Raw genomic sequence first — 22,572 nt, forward strand, 5'->3', positions numbered from 1 at the left:
GTCGGCACAGAGCGCGGCTAGGAGCCCAGCTTCTCGGCCAGCCTGCGGTTTACCGGCGCCGGCAACAGGTCGGCGACATCGCCGCCCATCGACGCCACCTCTTTTGCCAGCGATGACGATACGAACGAATACCGCGGTGCCGTCGCCACGAAAAACGTGTCGACGCCGGCGATGTGCTTGTTCATCTGGGCCATCTGCAGTTCGTACTCGAAGTCGGTACCGGTGCGCAGACCCTTGACGATCGCGGTCAGCCCCCGCTCCCGGACGAAGTCGACCACCAGTCCCCTGCCCGATTCCGCGCGCACATTGGGCAGATGCGCGGTGGCCTCGGCGATCATCTCAAGGCGCTCGTCAAGGGTGAACATGCCCTTCTTGGCGGGATTGATCAGGACGGCGGCCACCACCTCGTCGAACTGGGCGGCCGCGCGCTCCAGAATGTCGACGTGTCCCAACGTCACCGGGTCGAACGAACCGGGGCATACCGCACCACTCATGGTGCTCGACGCTAGCAGCCCACTGAAGACAGCTCCGCCAGCTCCAGCCGGGTGTCGCCGTACCGGCGCGTGGGCCAGGCCTTCCAGCCCGGTGGCCAGCCCACCGCTGGACTGGAGGCGGCCCGCTCGATCATCACGACGGTGCCCGGCACGGCCCATCCGCCGGCGGTCAACAACCCCGGCAGCTCGTCGATCGTGGCGGCATCGACGTCGTAGGGCGGATCGGCCAGCACCAGATCCACCGGCGTGTCAGTCCCCCCGGCCAACACCGCGGCCACGGTGCCGCGACGCAGGGCGGCTCCGCGCAGTCCCACCGCGGCGATATTGCCGGAAAGCACGTCGGCGGCCCGACGGTCCGATTCGACGAACAGCGCCGAGGCCGCGCCCCGCGACAACGCCTCCAAACCCAGCGCACCCGAACCGGCGTAGAGGTCGAGCACCGCCATGTCGGTCAGGTCCATCCGGGCATCGAGCACGTTGAACAGCGCCTCACGCACCCGGTCGGTGGTCGGCCGGGTACCGCGCGGGGGCACCGCGATGCGCCGACCACCGGCCGCACCGCCCACGATGCGAGTCAGCTCAGTACCACCAGCAAGTCGCCGCCCTCGACCTGGGCGGTTGTGGCAACGGCCACGCGGGCGACGGTGCCGTCAGCGGGTGCGGTGATGGCAGCCTCCATCTTCATCGCCTCGATGGTCGCGACGGTCTGCCCGGCGGTGACCCGCTCACCCTGGGCCACCCCAACGGTGACCACGCCGGCGAACGGCGCCGCGACGTGACCGGCCTTGGTGCGGTCGGCCTTCTCTGCGACGGGCACCTCACTGGCCACGCTGCGGTCACGGACCTCCACGGGCCGAAGCTGACCGTTGAGGATGCACATCACGGTGCGCATCCCTCTCTCATCCGGCTCGGAGATGGCCTGCAGCCCGATGAGCAGCTCAACCCCGCGTTCCAGCCTGACCCGGTGTTCCTCTCCTTGGCGCAGTCCGTAGAAGAACTGGTTCGCCGACAACCGGGAGGTATCTCCGTACAGTTCGCGGTGTGCCTCGAATTCCTTTGTCGGACCGGGAAACAGCAGTCGATTAAGCCGCGCCCGACGCTCCGGACCCGAGTGCGACAACACCGCCTCGTCGTCGGCCGACAGCTGCTGCACCTCACGTGCCGGGCCGCGACCCTCCAGCGCCTTGGTCCGCAGGGGCTCCGGCCAGCCGCCGGCCGGGTCACCCAGTTCGCCACGCAGGAATCCGATCACCGAATCCGGGATGTCGACCCGGGACGGGTCGGCGGCGAACTCGTCGGCGCTGACCTGCGCACCCACCAGCGCCAGGGCCAGATCCCCGACCACCTTCGAACTCGGGGTGACTTTGATCAGCCGACCGAGTACGGCGTCCGCGGCGGCATAGTTGGCCTCGACATCCTCGAATCGGTCCGCCAACCCGAGGGCCTTGGCCTGCTGGTGCAGGTTGGACAGTTGGCCACCGGGAATCTCATGGCGGTAGACCCGACCGGTGGGCGCCGCGAGCCCCGACTCAAAGGGCGCGTACACCTTTCGCAGCGCCTCCCAGTACGGCTCCAAGTCACCCACCGCGTCCAGCGATATCCCGGTCTCGTAGTCGGTGTGGGCCGCAGCCGCGATGATCGAACTCAGGGCCGGCTGACTGGTGGTTCCGGCCAGCGGAGCGGCCGCACCGTCCACGGCATCGGCGCCCGCCTGCCACGCAGCTACGTAGGTGGCCAGCTGGCCGCCCGCGGTGTCGTGGGTATGCACATGAATGGGCAGGTCGAAACGACTGCGCAGCGCGCTCACCAGAGTGGTCGCCGCCGCGGGGCGCAAAAGCCCGGCCATGTCCTTGATGGCCAGCACGTGGGCTCCGGCGTCCACGATCTGCTCGGCCAGCCGCAGGTAGTAGTCCAGGGTGTAGAGCGTCTCGCCCGGGCTGGCCAGATCACCGGTGTAGCACATGGTGACTTCGGCTACCGCAGTGCCGGTTTCGCGAACCGCATCAATGGCCGGACGCATGGAATCGACGTTGTTGAGTGCGTCGAAGATCCGGAAGATGTCAATACCCGTTGCGGTGGCTTCTTCCACGAACGCCGAGGTGACCAGTTGGGGATAGGGCGTGTAACCGACGGTGTTACGGCCACGCAGCAGCATCTGCAGGCAGATATTGGGCAGCGCCTCACGGAGCGCGGCCAGCCGCTCCCAGGGGTCTTCCTTCAAAAACCGCAGCGCCACATCGTAAGTCGCCCCACCCCAGCACTCGACCGACAGCAGTTCCGGCATGGTCCGGGCCACATACGGCGCCACCTTCACCAGTCCGCTGGTGCGTACCCGCGTTGCCAGCAGTGACTGGTGGGCGTCGCGAAATGTGGTGTCGGTCAAGCCCAATGCCGGCGATTCCCGCAACCAGCGGGCGAAGCCCTCGGGCCCCAGCTCGGCCAGTCGTTGCTTGGAGCCGGCCGGTGGCGGCACCGACAGGTCCAACTCGGGCAGCTTGTCACGGGGATACACCGCTGTCGGCCGGGTCCCGTGTGGGCTGTTGACTGTGATGTCGGCCAGGTAAGTCAAGATCTTGGTTCCCCGGTCGGCCGAGGATCGCGCGGTCAACAGCTGCGGCCGTTCGTCGATGAACGACGTGGTGACACGGCCGGCCGAGAAGTCCGGATCGTCGAGCACGGCCTGCAGGAAGGGAATGTTGGTGGCAACGCCCCGAATCCGGAATTCCGCGATCGCTCGGCGAGCCCGGTCCACCGCGGTGGAGAAATCACGGCCCCGGCAGGTCAGCTTCACCAGCATCGAGTCGAAGTGGGCACTGATCTCGGCGCCGAGGGTGGTGCCGCCGTCCAGCCGGATGCCGGCACCGCCCGGGCTGCGGTAGGCACTGATGCGGCCGGTGTCGGGACGGAATCCATTGGCCGGATCCTCGGTGGTGATCCGGCATTGCAGCGCTGCGCCGTGCAACGTGATCGACTCCTGGGTCAGCCCCAGGTCGGCCAGCGACTCACCGGCGGCGATCCGAAGCTGCGAGGACACCAGGTCGACGTCGGTGATCTCCTCGGTGACGGTGTGCTCCACCTGGATCCGGGGGTTCATCTCGATGAACACGTGGTGACCGCGTTCGTCCACGAGGAACTCCACCGTGCCCGCACAGGTGTAGCCGATCTGGCGCGCGAAGGCGACGGCGTCGTCGCAGATCTTTGCGCGCAGAGCCGGATCCAAGTTGGGCGCCGGTGCCAACTCGACGACCTTCTGATGCCGGCGCTGCACACTGCAGTCTCGCTCGTACAGATGGATCACGTTGCCGTAGGTGTCGGCCAGGATCTGCACTTCGATGTGACGCGGGTTGAGTACCGCCTGCTCGAGGTAGACGTGTGCGTCGCCGAAGGCCGAGTCCGCTTCCCGGCTCGCGGCCTCGATGGCTTCGGCCAGTGCGTCGATGTCGGCGACGCGGCGCATCCCGCGCCCGCCGCCACCGGCGACCGCCTTGACGAACAGGGGGAACGTCATGTCTTGGGCCGCGGCCAGCAACTCTGAGACCGATGTGGAGGGCGCCGAGGACGCCAGCACCGGCAGGCCCGCCTCTTTCGCGGCAGCGACCGCGCGGGACTTGTTACCGGTCAGCGCCAGTACCGCCGCGCTGGGTCCGACGAAGGTGATGTTTGCCTCGGCGCACGCCTGCGCCAGTTGGGGGTTCTCCGAAAGGAAGCCGTAACCGGGGTACACCGCGTCGGCCCCGCATCGCACCGCGGTATGCACGATCTCGTCGACCGACAGGTAGGCACGGACCGGATGGCCCTCTTCACCGATCTGGTAGGACTCGTCGGCCTTAAGCCGGTGCAGCGAGTTGCGGTCCTCGTACGGATAGACGGCCACGGTGCCGACTCCGAGCTCGCAGGCGGCACGGAATGCACGGACAGCGATCTCTCCGCGGTTGGCCACCAGCACTTTGGAGATCACAATCCACCCCTACAACAGCGTTATCCAGTAGTCCTGAAACCGAATAAATACCAACAGAAATAACGCGACAAACCATAACGCAGCAACGGTCCAACGCCACTGGTGCAAATGCTGCAAATTTTTGCGTATACCCCCCGGCTCGGATGCTAGGGCTGCGAAGACCACCAGCAGGCATACCGTGACCGCCCAGACCACCATGCAGTAGGGACACAGCGCGCCGATCCGATACAGACTCTGAAAGATCAGCCAGTGCACAAAGCCGGCGCCGGCCAGCGTGCCGATCGCCAATCCGGTCCAATACCACTGCGGCAGTGGAACTTTTGCCACAGCCAACACCCCGGTGACCACCACCACGGTGAAGGCGACGATTCCCATCAACGGGTTGGGGAAGCCCAGTACCGACGCCTGCGGGGTGACCATCACCGATCCGCAGGACAACACCGGGTTGAGGTTGCACGACGGCACATACCCCGAATCCATCAGCAGTTTGATCTTCTCGACGGTCAGCGTGACCGAGGAGGCTAGTCCGATGAGTCCGCCGATGAGCACCGCCCAGGCCCGGGATGCGGTCACGCGCACCGCCTGGGTGGGCGGCTCGACCGCCGAGGGCGTAGTGGTCACGATTCCTTGGACGGCGCGTCCATGCCGGGCAGGTCGCCGACGATCTCACGGATCTTCGAGACCAGGTCTTCCGGCGTCGAGGGCCGGTAGTCCTCTCCGTTGATGCGCAGTGTCGGCGTGGCGTGGATTCCTCCGGCCGCGGCCATCCCCCCCACCATCTTGAGGTACTTCCCGCTGTTGATGCACGCCGGAACGGTGCCTGCCGCGCCGGCCTGGCGCGCCAGCTCGATCAGGCGGTCGTTGTCGGGAAACTCCGTTCCGATCTCCGACGGCTGCAACTGCTCGGTGTAGAGCGCGGTGTGGAATCGGCGGAAGGCATCGTTGTTCTCGTCGGCGACGCAATAGGCGGCAGCGCCGGCCCGCGAGGAATAGTCGTCGTTCTGCGGCCGATCCAGGATCGCGACCATGTGATAGTCGGCGGCGATCGCCCCGCTGTCGATCAGCCGGGACACCGTGGGGCCGAACGCCCGCTCCAGATTGCCGCAGGCCGGGCAGAGGAAGTCCTCGTAGAACGTCAGCACGGCCTTGGGCTCATCGGTGCCGTCCTTGGTGACCAGCTTGCTGGAAGTGACCCGGATCGCCTCGCCGGCGCCGGCGCCCTTCTTGTGACCGTTGGACACCACGATGTAGCCGATGAGGCCCACCGCGAAGACCACCACGATGGCGACAAGCCCGATCTGCACAGCGAGGTTGCGCTTCTGGTCGCCGGCCCTCAGGCCGGAGGCGCCGGGGCGTTTGGGTTTAGTGGCCACAGTCCGTTCGTCCTCGTCTTCGCTGGTCGGTTTGCGGTTCAGCGTACCGGCGCGCGCGGCAGGCCTCAGCCGCGGCTGAGGTGGGCCCGCAGTGCCGAGATCAATTCACTGGTCGCAGCCGCGCTGCCGCCGCCGAGCCCGAACAGGTTGATGAAGGCGTGCGTCAGTGACGGCATCCGACGGAGGTCGACCACCACACCGGCTTCGCGCAGCGCCGTGGCGAACAGTTCACCCTCGTCGCGCAGCGGATCGAAGCCGGCGACCGCCACCAGCGCGGGCGGCAGTCCCGAGAGGTCGTCGGCGAACAACGGCGATACCCGCGGGTCGGTCGCCTCCAGCCCCGAGCTACCCACGTACTGGTCGGTGAACCAGTCGATGTCGTGCTTGGTCAGCAGAAAGCCCTCCGCAAAGAGGGTGCGTGAGCGGGTGTGGGCGGTGCAGTCGACCACCGGATAGATCAGCCACTGCAGTGCGGGCGCCGGGCCGGCGTCATCACGTGCCCGCAGGGCCACCCCGATGGCCAGATTGCCGCCGGCACTGTCCCCTCCTACCGCCACCTGCCCGGGGATGCCGCCGAGCTCCGCGGCGTGCTCGTATGCCCAGCGAAACGCCGCATAGGCGTCGTCGAGTGCGGCCGGCGCGGGGTGCTCGGGTGCCAGCCGGTAGTCGACGGACAACACCGCAACGTCGCCGTCCCGGCAGGTCAGTCGACAGAACGCGTCGTGGCTGTCCAGGTCGCCGATCACGAACCCGCCACCGTGGTAGAAGACCAGCAGCGGCTTGGCCTCACGCTCGGGGCCGCCGACCGGCAGGTAGTGCCGGGCGGCCAGGTCACCCGCCGGTCCCGGTAGGACGATGTCGCGAACGTCGACGTGGATGTCAGACCCGCCGAGCCCGGCGGAGGTCTCGCGCAGCTGGGCGCGGGAGGCAACGGCGTCATCGCCGGTGACCAAGCCGGTGATACCCATGGCGTGCTGCCCGGCCAGCGCCAGCCGCAGGGTGGGATCGAGGGTGTTGCCGTCGATGGTCACCGCCCGACCGCCGGCCAGGATCCGCTGCACAGCGATCGGCAGCATCGGCATCGTTTTCATCCCGACGCTCAAGGCGGTGTTCTGCAGCTGCGCGGCCCAGCGCGCGCCCCTCCGGGTGCGGGAACCGCCTGGCAGACTTCCTGTCATGGCTGCTGGAACTGACTTACGTTCGGTCACGCTCAACGACGGTAATTCCCTTCCGAGTGTTGGCTTCGGGGTTTACAAGATTTCACCCGATGAGACTGAGCGAGCGGTGAGCACCGCACTCGAAGCCGGCTACCGGCACATCGACACCGCGGCCCTCTACGGCAACGAGCGGGAGGTGGGCCGGGCGGTCGCCGCATCCGGGTTGCCGCGCGAGGACATCTCTGTGGTGACGAAGCTGTGGAATGCCGATCAGGGCTATGACTCGACCCTGGCTGCGTTCGACACCAGCATGAACCTACTTGGCCTGGAGTTTCTGGATCTGTATCTGATCCACTGGCCGCTGCCGGCGCACGGAAAGTTCGTCGAGACCTTCCGGGCGTTGGCCCACCTGCGAGACCAGGGCCGGATTCGTTCGATCGGCGTGAGCAACTTCGAACCCGAACACCTTGAGACCCTCATCGATGGAACCGGGATCGTTCCGGTCGTCAATCAGGTCGAACTGCACCCGCGCTTCAACCAGGCCGAGTTACGGCAGGTGCATGCCCGCCTCGGCATTGCCACCGAGGCCTGGGCGCCTCTGGGCCGGGGTTCGCTGCTGACTCATCCGACGATCACCAAGGTGGCGCGGCGATGCGGCAAGACCCCTGCCCAGGTACTGCTCAGGTGGCACCTGCAGCTGGGTAATATCGTCATTCCGAAATCGGTGAACCCGGAGCGTATCGTCAGCAACTTCGACGTCTTCGACTTCGAACTCGGCACCGCACAGATGGCCGAGATATCCTCGCTCGACGACGGCGCCCGACTGGGGCCCGATCCACGAACCTTCGATGACACAGGTAGGTGACATGACGTCGGGCACCGCGATCCCCTCCGTCACGCTCAATGACGACCGCACCATCCCCACCCTGGGCCTCGGTGTGGCGGAGTTGTCCGAAGCCGAAACCGAGCGGGCGGTCTCTGCCGCGCTCGAGCTGGGCTGCCGGTTGATCGACACCGCCAAGGTGTACGGCAACGAGGCCGCCGTCGGCCGGGCGATCGCCTCGTCAGGCATCCCGCGTGAGGAGGTGTTCGTCACCACCAAGCTGGCCAACGCCGACCAGGGCCTGACCGCCGCCATCGAGGCGTGCAAGGCCAGCCTTGAGCGGCTCGGCATGGACTACGTGGACCTGTACCTGATCCACTGGCCAGCGCCGTCGCTGGGCATGTACGTCGACAGCTATGGCGGACTGATCCAGGCACGGGAACTCGGCCTGGCCCGCTCCATCGGAGTGTGCAATTTCACCGCGGAGCATCTCGACGATGTGATCGACCTGGCGTTCGAGACGCCCTCGGTCAACCAGATCGAACTGCACCCGCTGCTCAACCAGGCGCAGCTGCGTGCCGCCAACGCCGAGCGCGGCATCATCACGCAGGCCTACAGCCCGCTGGCCGTCGGCCGGCTGCTCGACCACCCGACCGTCACGGCCATCGCCGGTGAATACGGCAAGACACCGGCGCAGGTGCTGATCCGCTGGAGCCTGCAGCTGGGCAATGTGGTGATTCCCCGCTCGGCCAAGCCCGAGAACATCGCCGCCAACCTCGATGTGTTCGGCTTCGAGCTGGCCGACGAGCACATGGCGAGCCTCAGCGGCCTCAACGACGGCACCCGGGTGCGAGAGGACCCGCTGACCTACGCGGGTATCTGATCCGCCGCGGCGGAGGACTTCCTAGCCGATCGGGCAGGTGCCCGCGGCCGCGCGCAAGGCATCGGCGGAGGCTTGATCGACCCGCAACGCATAGCCGCGGAGAACCGCCAGATAGGCGATGGCGTACTGACAGGCGAACGCCCTGTTCGGCGGCATCCACTGCCCGGGCCCGCCATCGCCTTTGTCCTGGTTGGCCTGGCCGGCGACCGCCAACAGGTTGGCCGGGTCGTTGGCAAAGCGCAACCGCTGGCGATACGGCCAGGCCGACGCCCCCATGTCCCAGGCATAGGCCAGCGGCACGATGTGGTCGATCTGCACGGCCTCGCCGACTTTCGCGCCACGAGTGAAGGCGACCACGGCATTGGTGTAGGGGTCATGCAGGATGCCGGCGGCAACCGCGTCGGCGCAGCGCTTGGTCGACACATGGGTGATGTCGACCAGGTCCCGGTTGAGGATGTCATTGCGGGTGTCGCAGCCATTGCGCCCACCGGGCGCATCGTTGTCGTCGTCCCAGGCGTCCCCAAAGCGCGACCGGACGTAGTCGTGGCGATGGGCGCGGGCCGGTATCACCGTGATACCGGCTAGGACGTCGGTGCCCGGCGCCACCGTGGGCATCCCGGACTCCGTCGCCAGGGCGCGGCTACGGTGACCGACGGTAGAGACCGTCTGGTAGGCCACGGCCACCGCCAGCACCGCCACCACGGCCAGCCACAGCAGGGTCCTGCGGCTCGGGGTCATGCCTTGTCCAGGTATTCGATGTCGGTGAAGTACGCGGCGAGGGTGGCCAGCCCGGGATCATCCGGGTTTGCGCCCCAGGCCTTCTCGCACCAGGTCCTGGCCGCCTCGATGACCTCGGCATGGTCGACCAGCGACAGCAGCTTCAGGCCGCCCCGCCAACCGGATTGGTTACGGCCCAGCACATCTCCCTCACCGCGCTCCCGCAGATCCAGATCCGCCAGCGCGAACCCGTCGAGAGTGCCGGCGACGGCCTCCAGCCGCTTGCCCGCTCGGGACCCCTCACTGGCGGCGGTGACAAGCAGGCACAGGCTGGCGTGCTCGCCCCGTCCGATCCGGCCGCGCAGCTGGTGTAGCTGACTGATGCCGAAGCGGTCGGCGTCGGCCACCAGCATGACCGTCGCGTTGGGCACGTCGACGCCGACCTCGATCACGGTGGTGCACACCAGCACGTCCACCGTTCCGGACCGGAACGCGCTCATGACGGCGTCCTTCTCCTCGCCGGAGAGCCGGCCGTGCATCAGCCCGAGGCGCAATCCGGCCAACGGCCCCGACTTCAGGCGATCGTAGAGTTCCACCGCGGTCGCCGAGGGGCGGGTGCCGCCTTGCTCCTGATCGCCGGTCTGCGCGGATTCGTCGGTCTCGTCGATGCGCGGTGCCACCACATAGGCCTGTCGGCCCGCGGCCACCTCCTCGCGAATGCGTTCCCACGCCCGCTGCAGCCATGCGGGTTTGGATTTCTCGAAGATCACCGTGGAGCGGATCGGCTGTCGCCCGCGGGGCAGTTCACGCAACGTGGAGGTCTCTAAGTCGCCGTAGACGGTCAGTGCCACCGTCCGCGGGATCGGGGTGGCAGTCATCACCAGCAGGTGCGGGGTCATGCCTTCGGGAGCCTTGGCGCGCAGCCGATCCCGCTGCTCGACACCGAAGCGGTGCTGTTCGTCGATCACCACCATGCCCAACCGGTGGAACTCGACCGAGTCCTGCAGCAATGCGTGGGTGCCGACCACGATGCCGGCCGCTGCGCCGGTGATCTGCGCACGGGCCTGCTTTTTGGCGGCCGCCGACATCGACCCGGTGAGCAAGGCCACCGCGGTGGCATGGTCCGCGCCGCCGAGCTGCCCGCCCAGCGCCAGCGGGCCCAGCATGTCTCGCATCGACCGGACATGCTGGGCTGCAAGCACTTCGGTGGGCGCTAGCAGCGCGCACTGATAGCCGGCGTCCACCATCTGCAGCATGGCCAGCAGCGCCACGATCGTCTTTCCCGAGCCGACTTCACCCTGCAGCATCCGGTTCATCGGGCGGGTAGCGGACAGTTCGGCGTGCAACACGTCGAGCACATCGCGCTGTCCGGCCGTCAGCTCGAAAGGCAACCGCTGCAGCATTTCCGCGGCCAACCCGTTCGCGCGGGGCGGGGCAGGCGGCCCGGATTCGGACAGCTCGCCGTTGCGGCGCACCGCCAGCGCCCATTGCAGCCCGACGGCCTCATCGAAAGTCAGTCGCGCGCGGGCCTTCGACCGCAGGGTCTCACTTTCGGCCAGGTGGATGCCGCGCAGTGCCTCGTCCTCGCTGATCAGGTCACGCTCGGCCAGCAGCGCGGCCGGCAGCGGATCGGGCACCGGTTCGAGCACCTCGAGAACCTGTCGCACGCAGGCGAAGATGTCCCAGCTCTGCAATTTGGTGCTGGCCGGATAGATCGGATAGCAGGCGCGCTCGAACTCCGACTGCAGCACCTCCCCGCTGATCGCCTGCGACGCATCGGCGATGCTGCGCAGCGAGTCACTGCCGAAGTTGTCCTTGTCGGGGGCGTCGAGGATCAGGAAGTCGGGGTGGGTCAGTTGGAGTTTGCGGTTGAAGTAGCCGACCTCGCCGGAGAGCATCACCCTGGTACCGGGCGTGAGTTTGTATTTGAGGCCGCGCGCATTGAAGAACGTCGCGCTGACTTTCTTCTGGCCGCTGCCGAGGGTGATCACCAGATACTCGTTGGGGCGCCGCCCGGCTTGTCGCCTCATCGGCTTGGCCATCGCGGTGGCGATGGTGTCAACCAGGGTGATGTGCTCACCCTCTAGCGCCTGAGCCTCGTCGAGGCCCCGCTTCGTCGCACCCTCGACATAGCTGCGGGGGTAGTGACGCAGCAGCTCGGCGACGGTGCGGATGCCGAAAAACTCGTCGAGTTTGCCGGCCGCATCCGCGCCCACCACGTAGTCCAGCCGATCGGCCAAGGTGACCATAGCTACTCGACCCCGATCAGCAGCGCATCCCCTCGATGCCCGGTGCAGTAGGTCGCAAGCTCGGTTCCGGGATGTTGATCGTGCACATGCCTCGCCAGGACGGCGATGACGTCCCCGTCGAAGCCGGCCCCGACCAGCACCGTCACCAGCTCACCGCCGGCCGCCAGCAAGAGGTCGATCAGACCGATCGCCGCCGCTCCCACATCGCGGGCCACGATCAGCACCTCGTCGCCGGCTATACCCAGGCCGTCGCCGGGGCGGCAGGAGCCGGCCCAGGTCAGCGCATGTTCGGTGGCGACTCGGACCGACCCGAGCCTGGTGCTGCCGGCCGCCCGCGCCATGGTGTAGCCGTCATCGACCACTGGCCGGCCGGGATCGTGGACGGCCAGGGCCGACAGCCCCTGCACCATCGAGCCGGTCGGCACCGGAACCACCTCGATGCCCCACCCGATGGCCGCGGTACAGCCGGCGACCAGTTCCTCGGCGGCCACGTAGCCGTTGGGCAACAGCATCACCTGGGCCGCCCCGGTGTCCACCACGGCCCGCAGCAGCTGCTGGGCACTGACCATCACGACCGGCTCGTCGCTGTGCGGGTCGGGCCGCAGCACGCTGGCGCCTTCGGAATCGAACAACGCCGCGGCGCCGTCGCCGTCGACCACCGCCAGCACCGCGCGCTCCCGGGCCCAGCTACCCGGCGACACCCTGGTCACCCCGGCCAAGGCCGAGATCTGGATGCGCCGTGGTCGGCCGAAGGCCAGCCCCGCCTCCACGGCCGCGCCGGCGTCGTCGGTGTGTACGTGCACCGAATATCCGCCGACCACCCCCGCCGTCGCGATCGCCACCGATTCGCCCAGCTGTGTGAGTCTTTCTCGCAGGGCTTCGGTGTCTTCGGGGCTGCACTCGCCGAGCAGGTACATCACCTCGAACTGGGGCGCGGGCGGCGCCGTGCCCACGTCGGGAGGCCAGGGCCGTGGCGACGGCTGGTACACCGGCCGCACCGGCGCCTGCCCGGTGATGGTCGAGCGCAGGGCGTCCAGCAGAACCAGCAGGCCGCGACCGCCCGCGTCGACCACTCCGGCCTCGGCGAGTGCGTCGAGCTGCGCGGTGGTGGCATCCAGCGCCGCTGCGGCGGCATCGGTACCGGCCACGAGCGCCGGACCCAGCTCCGCGCCCTGCACTGCGCACCGCTCAACGGCGGCCGCGGCGGCCTGCAATACCGAGACGATGGTGCCCGGGACCTCTTGGCCGCCCATGGAGGTGACCACCAGTTCGACGCCGTGGCGCAGACCCTCGGCGAGCAGCGACGCGTCGATCACACGGGCTTCGCCGCGGTGGCCTGCGGTCACATCGGCCAGACCGCGCAAGATCTGCGAGAGGATCACCCCGGAGTTACCGCGCGCGCCATGCAGTGCCCCGGACGACAGCGCGGCCGCAACCCGGCCCACCTGGCCCGAGGCGGCCTCGGTGTTGGCCTCGGCGAGAGCCGACCGCATGGTGAACAGCATGTTGGTTCCGGTGTCCGAGTCGGCGACCGGGAAGACATTGAGCTGATTGATCTCGTCGGTGTGGGTGATCAGGTCACCGACGGCGGTGTGTGCCCAGTCCCGCAAGGTCGCCGCATCCAGCCGACGATCGGGGTTGCCCACCTGCACCCACCTTCCTGCCACCACCTCCGGTGGCCGCAAGCCTAATCACTCCGGACGACAGCACAGGTCACGTCCGTCCGGCGGGGATGGGGCGTTTTGGTGGTTGCCCCGCCGGGCGGGTATCCTGATCAGGTTGTCGGGCCACCCGCTGAGGTTGTTGGCCCTCAAGCAGACGTTTTGAGGAGTGTCACATATGGCTGCCGTGTGCGATATCTGCGGAAAGGGCCCCGGCTTCGGTAAGTCGGTATCCCACTCGCACCGTCGGACCAGCCGTCGGTGGGACCCGAACATTCAGGTCGTGCACGCCGCGCGTCCCGGCGGTAACAAGCAGCGCCTGAACGCCTGCACCTCGTGCATCAAGGCCGGCAAGGTCGTCCGCGGCTGAGTCCGCCCTTGCTCGCCAATCGGGGACCTGGTTGGTGAGTTTGCGCGACCTGAGCTAGGGCGTCACTCCAGTCGCCAGTCGATCGGGTCGGCCCCCAGCTGTGCCAGCAACGCGTTGGCACGGCTGAACGGCCGCGATCCGAAGAATCCCCGCGACGCCGACAGCGGCGAGGGGTGCGGTGATTCGATCGTCAGGCACTGCTCGTTGAGCATTGGTTTGAGCGTCCCGGCATCGCGCCCCCACAGGATCGCCACCATGGGCTGACTGCGGGCCGTCAGGGCTCGGATCGCGCATTCGGTGACGGCCTCCCAGCCTTTGCCCCGATGCGATGCCGGGGTTCCCGGCGCCACGGTGAGAACTCTGTTGAGCAACAACACTCCCCGCTGCGCCCACGCCGACAGATCTCCGTTGGACGGTTTGGGGTAGCCCAGGTCCGCGGTGTACTCGGTGAAGATGTTCTCCAGACTGCGCGGCAACGGCCGCACATCCGGTGCCACCGAGAAACTCAGGCCCACTGCGTGGCCAGGTGTCGGATAGGGATCCTGTCCAACGATCAGCACCCGCACCTTGTCGAACGGAAAGGTGAAGGCACGCAAGATGTTCTGACCTTCGGGCAGATAGCCACGTCCGGATGCCTTCTCGTCGCGCAGAAATGCCCCCAGTGCGGCGACCTGATCGGTGACCGGTGCCAGCGCACTGGCCCAACCGCTTTCGACGAGTTCAGGAAGTGGACGTGCGCTCATGGTGTCTCAAGGTAATGGGGTGCCGGAATCGAACGACTGCCAGCCCGGCAGCCCGTTCCACACCGCCCCGTCGACCAGTACCTGTGCCGGCCCCTCAACGACGTGCCCGATGGCTCGCCAACCACGGGGCACGGCGCCGGCAAACGCCGCGACCAGAGCGTGATCCTCTCCCCCGCCCAGCACCCACGACCACGGATCGGTCCCGACCGCAGCACCAGCGGCCGCCAGGGCTCGATAGTCGGCCCCCAGTGCGTCCCTGGAGACGTCGAAGGTCACCTGCGACGCAGCGGCCAGGTGTCCCAGATCGGCGATCAATCCGTCGGAGACATCGGTCATCGCCTGGGCTCCGGCGTCGGCGGCCACCGCGCCCTGCCCATACGGCGGCTGCGGGACCAGGTGCCGCTGCCGCAGTTCGGCGAGATCGTCGGTGGCTACGCCATCGCTGAACAGCCGCAGACCCGCCGCCGAGCGCCCCAGCTCGCCGGCCACCGCCAGCGTCGCCCCGGGACGCGCCCCGGACCGCAACACCGGCGTCCGGCCGTCCAAGTCCCCGAGCACGGTCACCGACACGACCCACCGGTCCGCCTGAACCAGATCACCGCCCACCACACCCGCCCCCAGCTGCGCCGCCTCAGCCCACATTCCATCGGCGAGGGCGGCGGCATCGGCGGCGGACGTGTGGGCTGGGGCGCCGAAACCGACCACGAAGGCCGTGGGCCGCGCGCCCATCGCCTCGATATCGGCGGCATTCTGCGCGATCGCCTTGCGGCCGACCTGCTCCGGCGTCGACCAGTCCAGCCGGAAATGCCGGCCCTCCACCAGCATGTCGACCGAGACCACGGCGCGACCGTCGGCGCAGCGCACCACTGCCGCGTCGTCGCCGGGACCCAGTTGGGTGGTGTCCGGCTGACGGCGCCCAGCCACCAGCCGGTCGATCATGGGAAACTCTCCAAGCTGACCCAGCGTGGGCTCGTTACCGCGCACAGCCTGGAGTGTAGGTGTGCTGGATGGAAAGGCGGGGCTTGACTAATCCCGGAAATGACAGCGATGGGCCGGCGCGCCTCGCGCTGCTGGTCGCCCTGGTGGTCGCCGTCATCGCGGTAGGGGGTGCGTTAGCCGTCGCGGCACTGCACCACCCGGGCCGGCGACCGGCCCCACCGATGCCGCTGGCCACGGTGCCGGCCCCGCACGCCGACAGCGGCCCATGCCGCGCGGTCCTGGCGGCCCTGCCCGTGGATCTGGGCGACTACCAGCGCGCCGAGCTCGCGGAGCCGGCGCCGCAGGGCGCGGCGGCGTGGACCGCCGGCGACGGGGCGGCGGTCGTGCTGCGCTGCGGCCTGGACCGACCTGCCGACTTCGTGGTGGGTTCACCGCTTCAGGTGGTCGATCACGTGCAATGGTTCGAGGTCCGCGAAGGCGATCGCGCCACCTGGTATGTGGTCGACCGGTCGGTCTACCTGGCCCTGACGTTGCCGCCGGGATCGGGCCCCACGCCCATTCAGGAGCTCTCGGATCTGATCGCCGAGAAGTTGCAGGCCGTGCCGATCCGGCCGGGGCCTCCACGCTGAAGGATTCCCGTCGCCGAACGTGCGATCAGACTGATTTTCAGTCGGGTTTTCCGGGCGCAGTGCACGCTCGGCGCAAGCTGGCGCCGCGCCTGACCGTCAGCGCAGCCCCACCCCGCGGGCCAGGGCCGTGTCGACCATCGTCGCCAATAATGTCGGATAGTCGACGCCGCTGGCCGACCACATCCGCGGATACATGGAAATGGTGGTGAATCCGGGCATGGTGTTGATCTCGTTGATCACCGGACCGTCATCGGTCAGGAAGAAGTCCACCCGGGCCAGCCCCTGGCAGTCCAGCGCCGCGAACGCCCGAATTGCCAACTGTTGCATCGCCTCAGCCACCTCGTCGTCGATCTTGGCGGGAACATCGAGTTCGGCTGCGTCATCGAGGTACTTGGTGGCGAAGTCATAGAACGAGTCGTTGCGGTCGGCGACGTCGGCAACCCGGATCTCCCCCAACGTGCTGGCGCCCACCGTGCCGTCGGGGAATTCCAGCACCCCGCATTCGATCTCACGGCCCACGATCGCCGCCTCCACGATGACCTTCGGATCATGCGTGCGAGCCGCGGCGATCGCGGCGGGAAGTTCGTCATAGGAGGTGACTCGGCTGACCCCGATCGACGAGCCACCGCGCGCCGGTTTGACGAACAACGGCAGCCCCAGCCGCTCCCGATCGCTGATCGACAGCGTCTCCTGGCCGGCACGTAGCACCGCATACGGGCCGATCGGAAGGCCGTCGGCGGCCAGCAGCTTCTTGGTGAATTCCTTGTCCATGCCCGCCGCGCTGGCCAACACACCGGCCCCCACGTATGGAACCCCGGCCAGCTCAAGCAACCCTTGCACGGTCCCGTCCTCACCATAGGGACCGTGCAGAACCGGGAACACGACGTCGACGGATTCCAGCACCTCCGCGGGTCCCGCGGCCGAGAACGCGACCAGCTGACCGGCCCGCTGCGGGTCGGCCGCCAGAGCCAGTTCAGCACCCGAGTCGGCGCCGACCATCGGTAGTTGACGGTCGGTGATGGCCAGTGCCTCTGGGTTGCCGTCGGTGAGCACCCACGCCCCCTCCGGGGTGATGCCAACTGCGACCACCTCGAAGCGCTGGGGGTCCAGGTTGCGCAGGATGCTGCCCGCCGAGACACAGGAGATGGCATGCTCGCTGCTGCGGCCGCCGAAGACGACGGCCACGCGCGTGCGTTCGTGGGAATTCACACGCCAGAGGCTACCGGGCGGTTAGCGAGACTCGACGAAGGAGAGGCGAAGCTGGACCGCCCCAGAGGACCGGGCGGTTAGCGAGACTCGACGAAGGAGAGGCGAAGCTGGACCGCCCCAGAGGACCGGGCGGTTAGCGAGACTCGACGAAGGAGAGGCGAAGCTGGACCGCCCCAGAGGACCGGGCGGTTCACTCCGGTTTGGTGCGACGTCCCAGCAGCAGGGCCACTGCCTCGGTGACCGACGACCCGGTGTGACAGACCCGGTGCACGGCATCGGTCAGCGGCATCTCCACGTCATAGCTGGATGCCAGCGCCAGTACCGACTGGCATGACGTCACCCCTTCGACCACATGGCCGCCGGCGATGCTCACCAAACCCGCCGATCCCGGCACCTGCGGCATCACCTCTCCGCGCCCCAGGCGCTCACCGAAGGATCGGTTGCGGGAATGCGGCGAAGTACAGGTGGCCACCAAGTCACCCACGCCGGCCAGGCCGGCCAGCGTGGTGTCCTTGGCGCCCAGCGCGACGCCCAGGCGAATGATCTCGGCCAAGCCCCGGGTGATGATGGCGGCTGCCGTGTTCTCGCCCAGGCCCACCCCTGCCGCCATCCCACAGGCCAGGGCGATGATGTTCTTGCAGGCGCCGCCGATCTCCGTTCCGACCACATCGGAATTGGTATAGGGCCGGAAGTAGCCGGTGTTGAGCATCCGCTGCAGCGCCACCGCACGGCCGGAGTCGGTGCAGGCGACCACGGTGGCCGCCGGTTGGCCTGCGGCGATCTCTGCCGCGAGGTTAGGCCCCGACACCACCGCGACCTGCCCCGTGTCGAATCCTGTCACCGCTGCGATCACCTGACTCATCCGCATCAGCGTGCCCAGTTCGATGCCCTTGGCAACGCTGACCAGGGTGGCGTTGCCGTTGAGGTGGGGCGCCCACGCCTGAAGATTGGCGCGCATGGACTGCGCCGGGACGGCCAGCACCACGGTGGTCAATCCATCCAGGGCTTCGGCCGGATCACTGGTGGCGTGCACGGCGTCGGGAACGACGAAACCGGGCAGGTAGTCGGGGTTGCATCGGGTCTCGTTGATCTGCGAGGCAATGTCGGGCCGGCGTGCCCACAGCCTGACCTGACTACCGGCATCGGCGAGCACCTTGGCCAAAGCTGTGCCCCACGCCCCCGCCCCCATCACCGCGACAGTGCCCTCAGTGCCGGCCATTGCACACCACCTCCCTGTAAGCGCATCACCCTATCGGGGATCGCAACCTGATCGGATCCGGGCGAAGCGGGTCACCGTGGCGGCACGCGACGCTGGCAGGATGTCTGGTGTGCAGTCAACACAGGCCGAAGAATCCGGCATCGGCCTGATCATCGCCGTCAAGCGGCTCAGCGTGGCCAAGACCAGGCTGGCGCCGGCATTTCCGGCGCCCCTGCGCGAGGCTGTGGTGCTGGCCATGCTGGTGGACACCATCACCTCGGCCCTGGCCGCCCGCGGGCTCGAACACATCACCGTGGTCACTCCCGACGAGGCCGCCGCTGCGGCCGCCGCAGAGCTGGGAGCCGAGGTGCTCGAGGACCCGACGCCGGACGGTCACAGCGACCCACTGAACAACGCGCTTGCCGCGGCCGAGTCCTCGGTGTCTGAATCTGTGCCGAACATCGTTGTTCTGCAAGGTGATCTGCCAGCGCTGCAGACCTACGAACTTGACGAGGCCATCGCTGCGGCACGGACACACCAACGCAGTTTCGTCGCCGACCGGCATGGGATGGGCACCGCGGCGCTGTTCGCGTTCGGCACCGCACTGGAACCTCGATTCGGCCGGGAATCCTCGAAGCGGCACCGGCAGTCGGGTGCGCTGGAACTTACCGGCGCTTGGCCGGGCCTGAGGTGTGACATCGACACACCGGAGGACCTGGCGGTGGCACGGCGGCTCGGTGTCGGAGCCGCGACAGCCCGCGCGCTCGCCCGCGCAAAGTCCAGTGGCAGTGCCACGCGCGATGAGCAATGATTCCGGGGTGGACGAAATAGAGGGCAGCGAACTCACCGAGGCGCGTACCGACACGACCGATTGGCGTCCCAACGACGCAACCCCGACCGCCCCACCCGCTGCCACCGCCGCACCCGCGGCCCGCGATGACGACGAATTGCCCCCCGACCGCTACCTCAACCGAGAGCTCAGCTGGCTGGACTTCAACGCGCGGGTGCTGGCGTTAGCCGCTGACACCTCGCTGCCGCTGTTGGAGCGTGCCAAGTTTCTGGCGATCTTCGCGTCCAATCTCGACGAGTTCTACATGGTCCGCGTCGCCGGCCTCAAGCGCCGCGACGAGATGGGGCTCTCGGTGCGTTCGGCCGACGGCCTGACGCCGCGGGAGCAGCTGCGCCGCATCGGCGAGCAGACCCAGCAGATCGCGACCAGCCACGCCCGCGCGTTCCTCGACTCGGTTCGGCCCGCATTGGCCGCCGAGGGCATTCATATCGTCACGTGGGCAGACCTGCTTCCGGCCGAGCGCGAGCAGCTCTCGGCCTACTTCCACGAGCAGGTTTTCCCCGTGCTGACACCGCTCGCCGTCGATCCGGCCCACCCGTTCCCCTTCGTCAGCGGGCTCAGCCTGAACCTGGCGGTGACGGTCAAACGTCCTGAGGACGGCGGAAGTCACTTCGCCCGGGTCAAAGTGCCCGACAACGTCGAGCGCTTCGTCGAACTCGACGCCGTGGCCGGCAGCAGCGAAAGCCGTGACGGGGTCCGCTTCCTGCCGATGGAAGAGTTGATCGCGGCATTCCTGCCGGTGCTGTTCCCTGGCATGGAGATCGTGGAACATCACGCGTTCCGCATCACCCGCAACGCCGACTTCGAGGTCGAAGAGGACCGCGACGAAGACCTCTTGCAGGCACTTGAGCGGGAGTTGGCGCGACGCCGGTTCGGGTCGCCGGTGCGCCTCGAGGTCGCCGACGACATGACCGAGAACATGCTGGAGCTGTTGCTGCGCGAACTGGACGTGCACCCCGGCGATGTCATCGAGGTCCCCGGCCTGCTCGATATGTCGTCGTTGTGGCAGATCTACGGTCAGGACCGCCCCGACCTCAAGGACCGGACCTTTGTCCCGGCCACCCACCCGGCGTTCGCCGAACGGGAAACTCCCAAGAGCATTTTCGCCACGCTGCGCGAGGGCGACGTGCTGGTCCACCACCCCTATGACTCGTTCTCCACCAGCGTGCAGCGTTTCATCGAGCAGGCCGCCGCTGACCCGGGGGTATTGGCCATCAAGCAGACCCTGTATCGGACCTCGGGTGATTCGCCGATCGTCACTGCACTGATCGATGCCGCCGAAGCCGGTAAGCAGGTGGTGGCGCTCGTCGAGATCAAGGCCCGCTTCGACGAGCAGGCCAACATCAAATGGGCGCGCAAGCTGGAGCAGGCTGGGGTGCACGTGGTGTACGGCCTGATTGGGCTGAAAACCCACTGCAAGGTCTGCCTGGTAGTGCGTCGCGAGGGCTCGGCCATCCGGCGCTACTGCCACATCGGCACCGGCAACTACAACTCCAAGACCGCACGCCTGTACGAGGACGTGGGGTTGCTCACCGCCGACCCCGACATCGGCGCCGACTTGACCGACCTGTTCAACTCGCTGACCGGCTATTCACGGAAAGTCGCCTACCGCAACCTGTTGGTGGCCCCGCACGGGGTCCGGACCGGGATCATCGAGCGCATCGAGCGTGAGGTCGCCGCACACCGCGAGAACGGAGAGGGCCGCATCCGGCTCAAGCTCAACTCGCTGGTGGACGAGCAGGTGATCGACGCGCTCTACCGAGCCTCCCGCGCCGGGGTACGCGTCGAGTTGTTTGTGCGCGGTATCTGTGCGCTGCGCCCCGGGGTCGAAGGCTTCTCCGAAAACATCTTCGTCCGCTCGATTCTCGGCCGTTTCCTTGAGCACTCGCGCATCATCCACTTCCAGGCCATCGACGAGTTCTGGATCGGCAGCGCCGACATGATGCACCGCAACTTGGACCGGCGCGTCGAGGTGATGGTGCAGGTGAAGAACCCGCGGCTGACCGCACAACTGGCAGACGTGTTCGACTCCGCGATGGACCCGGCCACCCGCTGCTGGGAGCTCGGATCTGATGGCCAATGGACCGCCGAACCGCAGGCCGGCGCCACGGTGCGCGACCACCAGGCATCGTTGATGGAGCAACACCGCAATCCCTGACACAGCCCCCACGCCGCCGTCCGCGTAGCCCCAATTGACCTGCAGGAGTGCAAGGTGCTCGAAACGACAATCGCGGAAGGCTCCGAGGCCACCGGCAAGGTGGTCCATGCCGCCGGCGCGGTGCTGTGGCGGCACCGACGCCATGCCGTCGAAGTCGCCCTGATCCACCGGCCGCGTTACGACGACTGGTCGCTGCCTAAGGGCAAGGTGGACCCCGGGGAGACCGAGCCCGTGACGGCCGTACGCGAAATCCTGGAAGAGACCGGCCAACACGCGCACCTGGGTCGTCGGCTGGGTGTGGTCAGTTATCCGGTCACCCAGGGCCTCAAGAAGGTGCGGTACTGGAGCGCGCGGACGCTGGGCGGAGACTTTGTGCCCAATCACGAGGTCGACGATCTCGTGTGGCTGCCGATCGACGCCGCCATGAAAGAGCTCCGGTACTCCTTCGATCGGAAGATCTTGCGGCGGTTCGCCAAAAAGCCCGCGGATACCGACACGGTGATGATCGTGCGCCACGGCGCTGCCGGGCGCCGGTCGCGGTTCTCCGGAGACGACCGCCTACGGCCCCTGGACAAGAAGGGCCGCGCCCAGGCTGAGGCGCTCACCGATCAACTTTTGGCCTTCGGCGCCACCAGCGTCTACGCCGCCGACCGGGTGCGCTGTCACCAGAGCGTGGAGCCCCTGGCTGCCGAACTGGGGGTGTCGGTACACAACGAGCCGGCTCTGACCGAGGAGTCCTACGCCGACGACCCGAAACAGGCTCGTCGCAGGGTGGTCGAGATCGCTGGGCTGGGCGGTACGCCGGTTATCTGCACACAGGGCAAGGTGATTCCGGACCTGATCGCTTGGTGGTGTGATCGCGACGGGATCACACCTGACAAATCCCGCAACCGCAAGGGCAGCACCTGGGTGCTGTCCCTATCGGAGGGTCGGCTCATCGCCGCCGACCACCTCGGTAGTCCGCTGGCGGCCCACGCACTGGCCTGAACGACCGAGCGCCGCGGGGGTGACCCCGCGGCGCTCGGCTATTCGTTGCTGCGAGCGGCTATTTGCGGCCCTTGCGGGCCGGAGCCTTGGTGGCCTTCTTGGCCGGAGCCTTGGCGACGACCTTCTTGGCCGGAGCCTTGGTGGCTGCCTTCTTGGCCACAACCTTCTTGGCCG

General features: G+C 67.8%; 20 protein-coding genes. 7 read left to right on the forward strand and 13 right to left on the reverse strand.

Features of this window, described 5'->3' with window-relative positions; all coding sequences use genetic code 11:
• Positions 1-17: 17 nt before the first annotated feature.
• From coaD to BST15_RS08995, 6 genes are all read right to left on the reverse strand, one after another.
• On the reverse strand, positions 18-494 hold the full coding sequence (gene coaD, locus BST15_RS08970; RefSeq protein WP_046189453.1) for a pantetheine-phosphate adenylyltransferase: 477 nt from the start codon (positions 492-494) through the stop codon (positions 18-20).
• Positions 495-505: 11 nt separating this feature from the next.
• A complete protein-coding gene (gene rsmD / locus BST15_RS08975; RefSeq protein WP_046189454.1) occupies positions 506-1,072 on the reverse strand; it encodes a 16S rRNA (guanine(966)-N(2))-methyltransferase RsmD in 567 nt (188 codons plus the stop codon).
• Positions 1,069-4,452 (reverse strand): pyruvate carboxylase, encoded by a 3,384-nt coding sequence (locus BST15_RS08980; protein ID WP_046189455.1) that lies wholly within the window; start codon positions 4,450-4,452, stop codon positions 1,069-1,071. Before BST15_RS08980 ends, rsmD begins: the two co-directional genes overlap by 4 nt.
• Before the next feature lie 9 nt (positions 4,453-4,461).
• Entirely contained in the window at positions 4,462-5,076 is a 615-nt protein-coding gene (locus BST15_RS08985; RefSeq protein ID WP_370759880.1) for a vitamin K epoxide reductase family protein, read from the reverse strand.
• On the reverse strand, positions 5,070-5,825 hold the full coding sequence (locus BST15_RS08990) for a DsbA family protein (RefSeq protein ID WP_046189457.1): 756 nt from the start codon (positions 5,823-5,825) through the stop codon (positions 5,070-5,072). Before BST15_RS08990 ends, BST15_RS08985 begins: the two co-directional genes overlap by 7 nt.
• 65 nt (positions 5,826-5,890) lie before the next feature.
• The gene (locus BST15_RS08995) at positions 5,891-7,003 is read right to left on the reverse strand and encodes an alpha/beta hydrolase (protein ID WP_046189458.1); all 1,113 of its coding nucleotides are present in this window, start codon (positions 7,001-7,003) and stop codon (positions 5,891-5,893) included.
• Between BST15_RS08995 and BST15_RS09000 the strand changes: the two genes are divergently transcribed.
• Positions 7,002-7,847: an aldo/keto reductase gene (locus tag BST15_RS09000; RefSeq protein ID WP_046189459.1), complete on the forward strand. Its 846-nt coding sequence runs from the start codon at positions 7,002-7,004 to the stop codon at positions 7,845-7,847. The two genes, BST15_RS08995 and BST15_RS09000, sit on opposite strands and share 2 nt — an antisense overlap.
• 1 nt (position 7,848) lies before the next feature.
• Complete coding sequence (locus tag BST15_RS09005) at positions 7,849-8,688, forward strand: aldo/keto reductase (RefSeq protein ID WP_046189460.1); 840 nt, start codon at positions 7,849-7,851, stop codon at positions 8,686-8,688.
• Between the two features lie 21 nt (positions 8,689-8,709).
• On the opposite strand, the gene BST15_RS09010 is transcribed toward BST15_RS09005, so the two are convergent.
• From BST15_RS09010 to BST15_RS09020, 3 genes are read right to left on the reverse strand one after another with little or no spacing between them, the layout of a single operon-like run.
• Positions 8,710-9,426 (reverse strand): HNH endonuclease family protein, encoded by a 717-nt coding sequence (locus BST15_RS09010; protein WP_046189461.1) that lies wholly within the window; start codon positions 9,424-9,426, stop codon positions 8,710-8,712.
• Positions 9,423-11,654 (reverse strand): ATP-dependent DNA helicase RecG, encoded by a 2,232-nt coding sequence (recG, locus tag BST15_RS09015; RefSeq protein ID WP_046189462.1) that lies wholly within the window; start codon positions 11,652-11,654, stop codon positions 9,423-9,425. Before recG ends, BST15_RS09010 begins: the two co-directional genes overlap by 4 nt.
• 2 nt (positions 11,655-11,656) lie before the next feature.
• The gene (locus BST15_RS09020; RefSeq protein ID WP_046189471.1) at positions 11,657-13,300 is read right to left on the reverse strand and encodes a DAK2 domain-containing protein; all 1,644 of its coding nucleotides are present in this window, start codon (positions 13,298-13,300) and stop codon (positions 11,657-11,659) included.
• 193 nt (positions 13,301-13,493) lie between these two features.
• On the opposite strand from BST15_RS09020, the gene rpmB reads away from it, so the two are divergent.
• The gene (gene rpmB / locus BST15_RS09025; protein ID WP_024443272.1) at positions 13,494-13,685 is read left to right on the forward strand and encodes a 50S ribosomal protein L28; all 192 of its coding nucleotides are present in this window, start codon (positions 13,494-13,496) and stop codon (positions 13,683-13,685) included.
• 62 nt (positions 13,686-13,747) lie between these two features.
• On the opposite strand, the gene BST15_RS09030 is transcribed toward rpmB, so the two are convergent.
• Complete coding sequence (locus BST15_RS09030; RefSeq protein ID WP_046189463.1) at positions 13,748-14,428, reverse strand: uracil-DNA glycosylase; 681 nt, start codon at positions 14,426-14,428, stop codon at positions 13,748-13,750.
• 6 nt (positions 14,429-14,434) lie between these two features.
• Entirely contained in the window at positions 14,435-15,412 is a 978-nt protein-coding gene (locus BST15_RS09035) for a thiamine-phosphate kinase (protein ID WP_264002441.1), read from the reverse strand.
• A 38-nt stretch (positions 15,413-15,450) separates the two neighbouring features.
• Here BST15_RS09035 and BST15_RS09040 point away from each other — a divergent pair, with 38 nt between their 5' ends.
• On the forward strand, positions 15,451-15,996 hold the full coding sequence (locus BST15_RS09040; RefSeq protein WP_234708268.1) for a DUF3515 domain-containing protein: 546 nt from the start codon (positions 15,451-15,453) through the stop codon (positions 15,994-15,996).
• Between the two features lie 96 nt (positions 15,997-16,092).
• Here BST15_RS09040 and BST15_RS09045 read toward each other — a convergent pair whose 3' ends face one another.
• Together BST15_RS09045 and BST15_RS09050 are read right to left on the reverse strand one after the other, a co-directional pair.
• Positions 16,093-17,205, reverse strand: coding sequence for a D-alanine--D-alanine ligase family protein (locus BST15_RS09045; protein ID WP_046189466.1), 1,113 nt, complete (start codon positions 17,203-17,205; stop codon positions 16,093-16,095).
• Positions 17,206-17,395: 190 nt separating this feature from the next.
• Positions 17,396-18,424, reverse strand: coding sequence for an NAD(P)H-dependent glycerol-3-phosphate dehydrogenase (locus BST15_RS09050; protein ID WP_046189467.1), 1,029 nt, complete (start codon positions 18,422-18,424; stop codon positions 17,396-17,398).
• A 100-nt stretch (positions 18,425-18,524) separates the two neighbouring features.
• Here BST15_RS09050 and cofC point away from each other — a divergent pair, with 100 nt between their 5' ends.
• The 3 genes from cofC to mutT1 are packed head-to-tail and all read left to right on the forward strand — an operon-like array spanning position 18,525 to position 22,398.
• Entirely contained in the window at positions 18,525-19,214 is a 690-nt protein-coding gene (cofC, locus tag BST15_RS09055) for a 2-phospho-L-lactate guanylyltransferase (protein WP_046189468.1), read from the forward strand.
• Positions 19,204-21,411 (forward strand): RNA degradosome polyphosphate kinase, encoded by a 2,208-nt coding sequence (locus BST15_RS09060; protein ID WP_046189469.1) that lies wholly within the window; start codon positions 19,204-19,206, stop codon positions 21,409-21,411. Before cofC ends, BST15_RS09060 begins: the two co-directional genes overlap by 11 nt.
• A 54-nt stretch (positions 21,412-21,465) precedes the next feature.
• On the forward strand, positions 21,466-22,398 hold the full coding sequence (gene mutT1 / locus BST15_RS09065; protein ID WP_109370780.1) for an 8-oxo-(d)GTP phosphatase MutT1: 933 nt from the start codon (positions 21,466-21,468) through the stop codon (positions 22,396-22,398).
• Positions 22,399-22,572: the final 174 nt, after the last annotated feature.

This window comes from Mycolicibacter arupensis (assembly GCF_002086515.1).
Taxonomy (GTDB): Bacteria; Actinomycetota; Actinomycetes; order Mycobacteriales; family Mycobacteriaceae; genus Mycobacterium; species Mycobacterium arupense.

Bases quoted from the DNA above. Each gene is read 5' to 3' on its own strand.
- coaD (WP_046189453.1), bottom strand. From the start codon at position 494: ATGAGTGGTGCGGTATGCCCCGGTTCGTTCGACCCGGTGACGTTGGGA.
- BST15_RS09000 (WP_046189459.1), top strand. From the start codon at position 7,002: ATGGCTGCTGGAACTGACTTACGTTCGGTCACGCTCAACGACGGTAAT.
- BST15_RS08995 (WP_046189458.1), bottom strand. From the start codon at position 7,003: ATGACAGGAAGTCTGCCAGGCGGTTCCCGCACCCGGAGGGGCGCGCGC.
- BST15_RS09005 (WP_046189460.1), top strand. From the start codon at position 7,849: ATGACGTCGGGCACCGCGATCCCCTCCGTCACGCTCAATGACGACCGC.
- BST15_RS09010 (WP_046189461.1), bottom strand. From the start codon at position 9,426: ATGACCCCGAGCCGCAGGACCCTGCTGTGGCTGGCCGTGGTGGCGGTG.
- recG (WP_046189462.1), bottom strand. From the start codon at position 11,654: ATGGTCACCTTGGCCGATCGGCTGGACTACGTGGTGGGCGCGGATGCG.
- rpmB (WP_024443272.1), top strand. From the start codon at position 13,494: ATGGCTGCCGTGTGCGATATCTGCGGAAAGGGCCCCGGCTTCGGTAAG.
- BST15_RS09030 (WP_046189463.1), bottom strand. From the start codon at position 14,428: ATGAGCGCACGTCCACTTCCTGAACTCGTCGAAAGCGGTTGGGCCAGT.
- BST15_RS09050 (WP_046189467.1), bottom strand. From the start codon at position 18,424: ATGGCCGGCACTGAGGGCACTGTCGCGGTGATGGGGGCGGGGGCGTGG.
- cofC (WP_046189468.1), top strand. From the start codon at position 18,525: ATGTCTGGTGTGCAGTCAACACAGGCCGAAGAATCCGGCATCGGCCTG.
- BST15_RS09060 (WP_046189469.1), top strand. From the start codon at position 19,204: ATGAGCAATGATTCCGGGGTGGACGAAATAGAGGGCAGCGAACTCACC.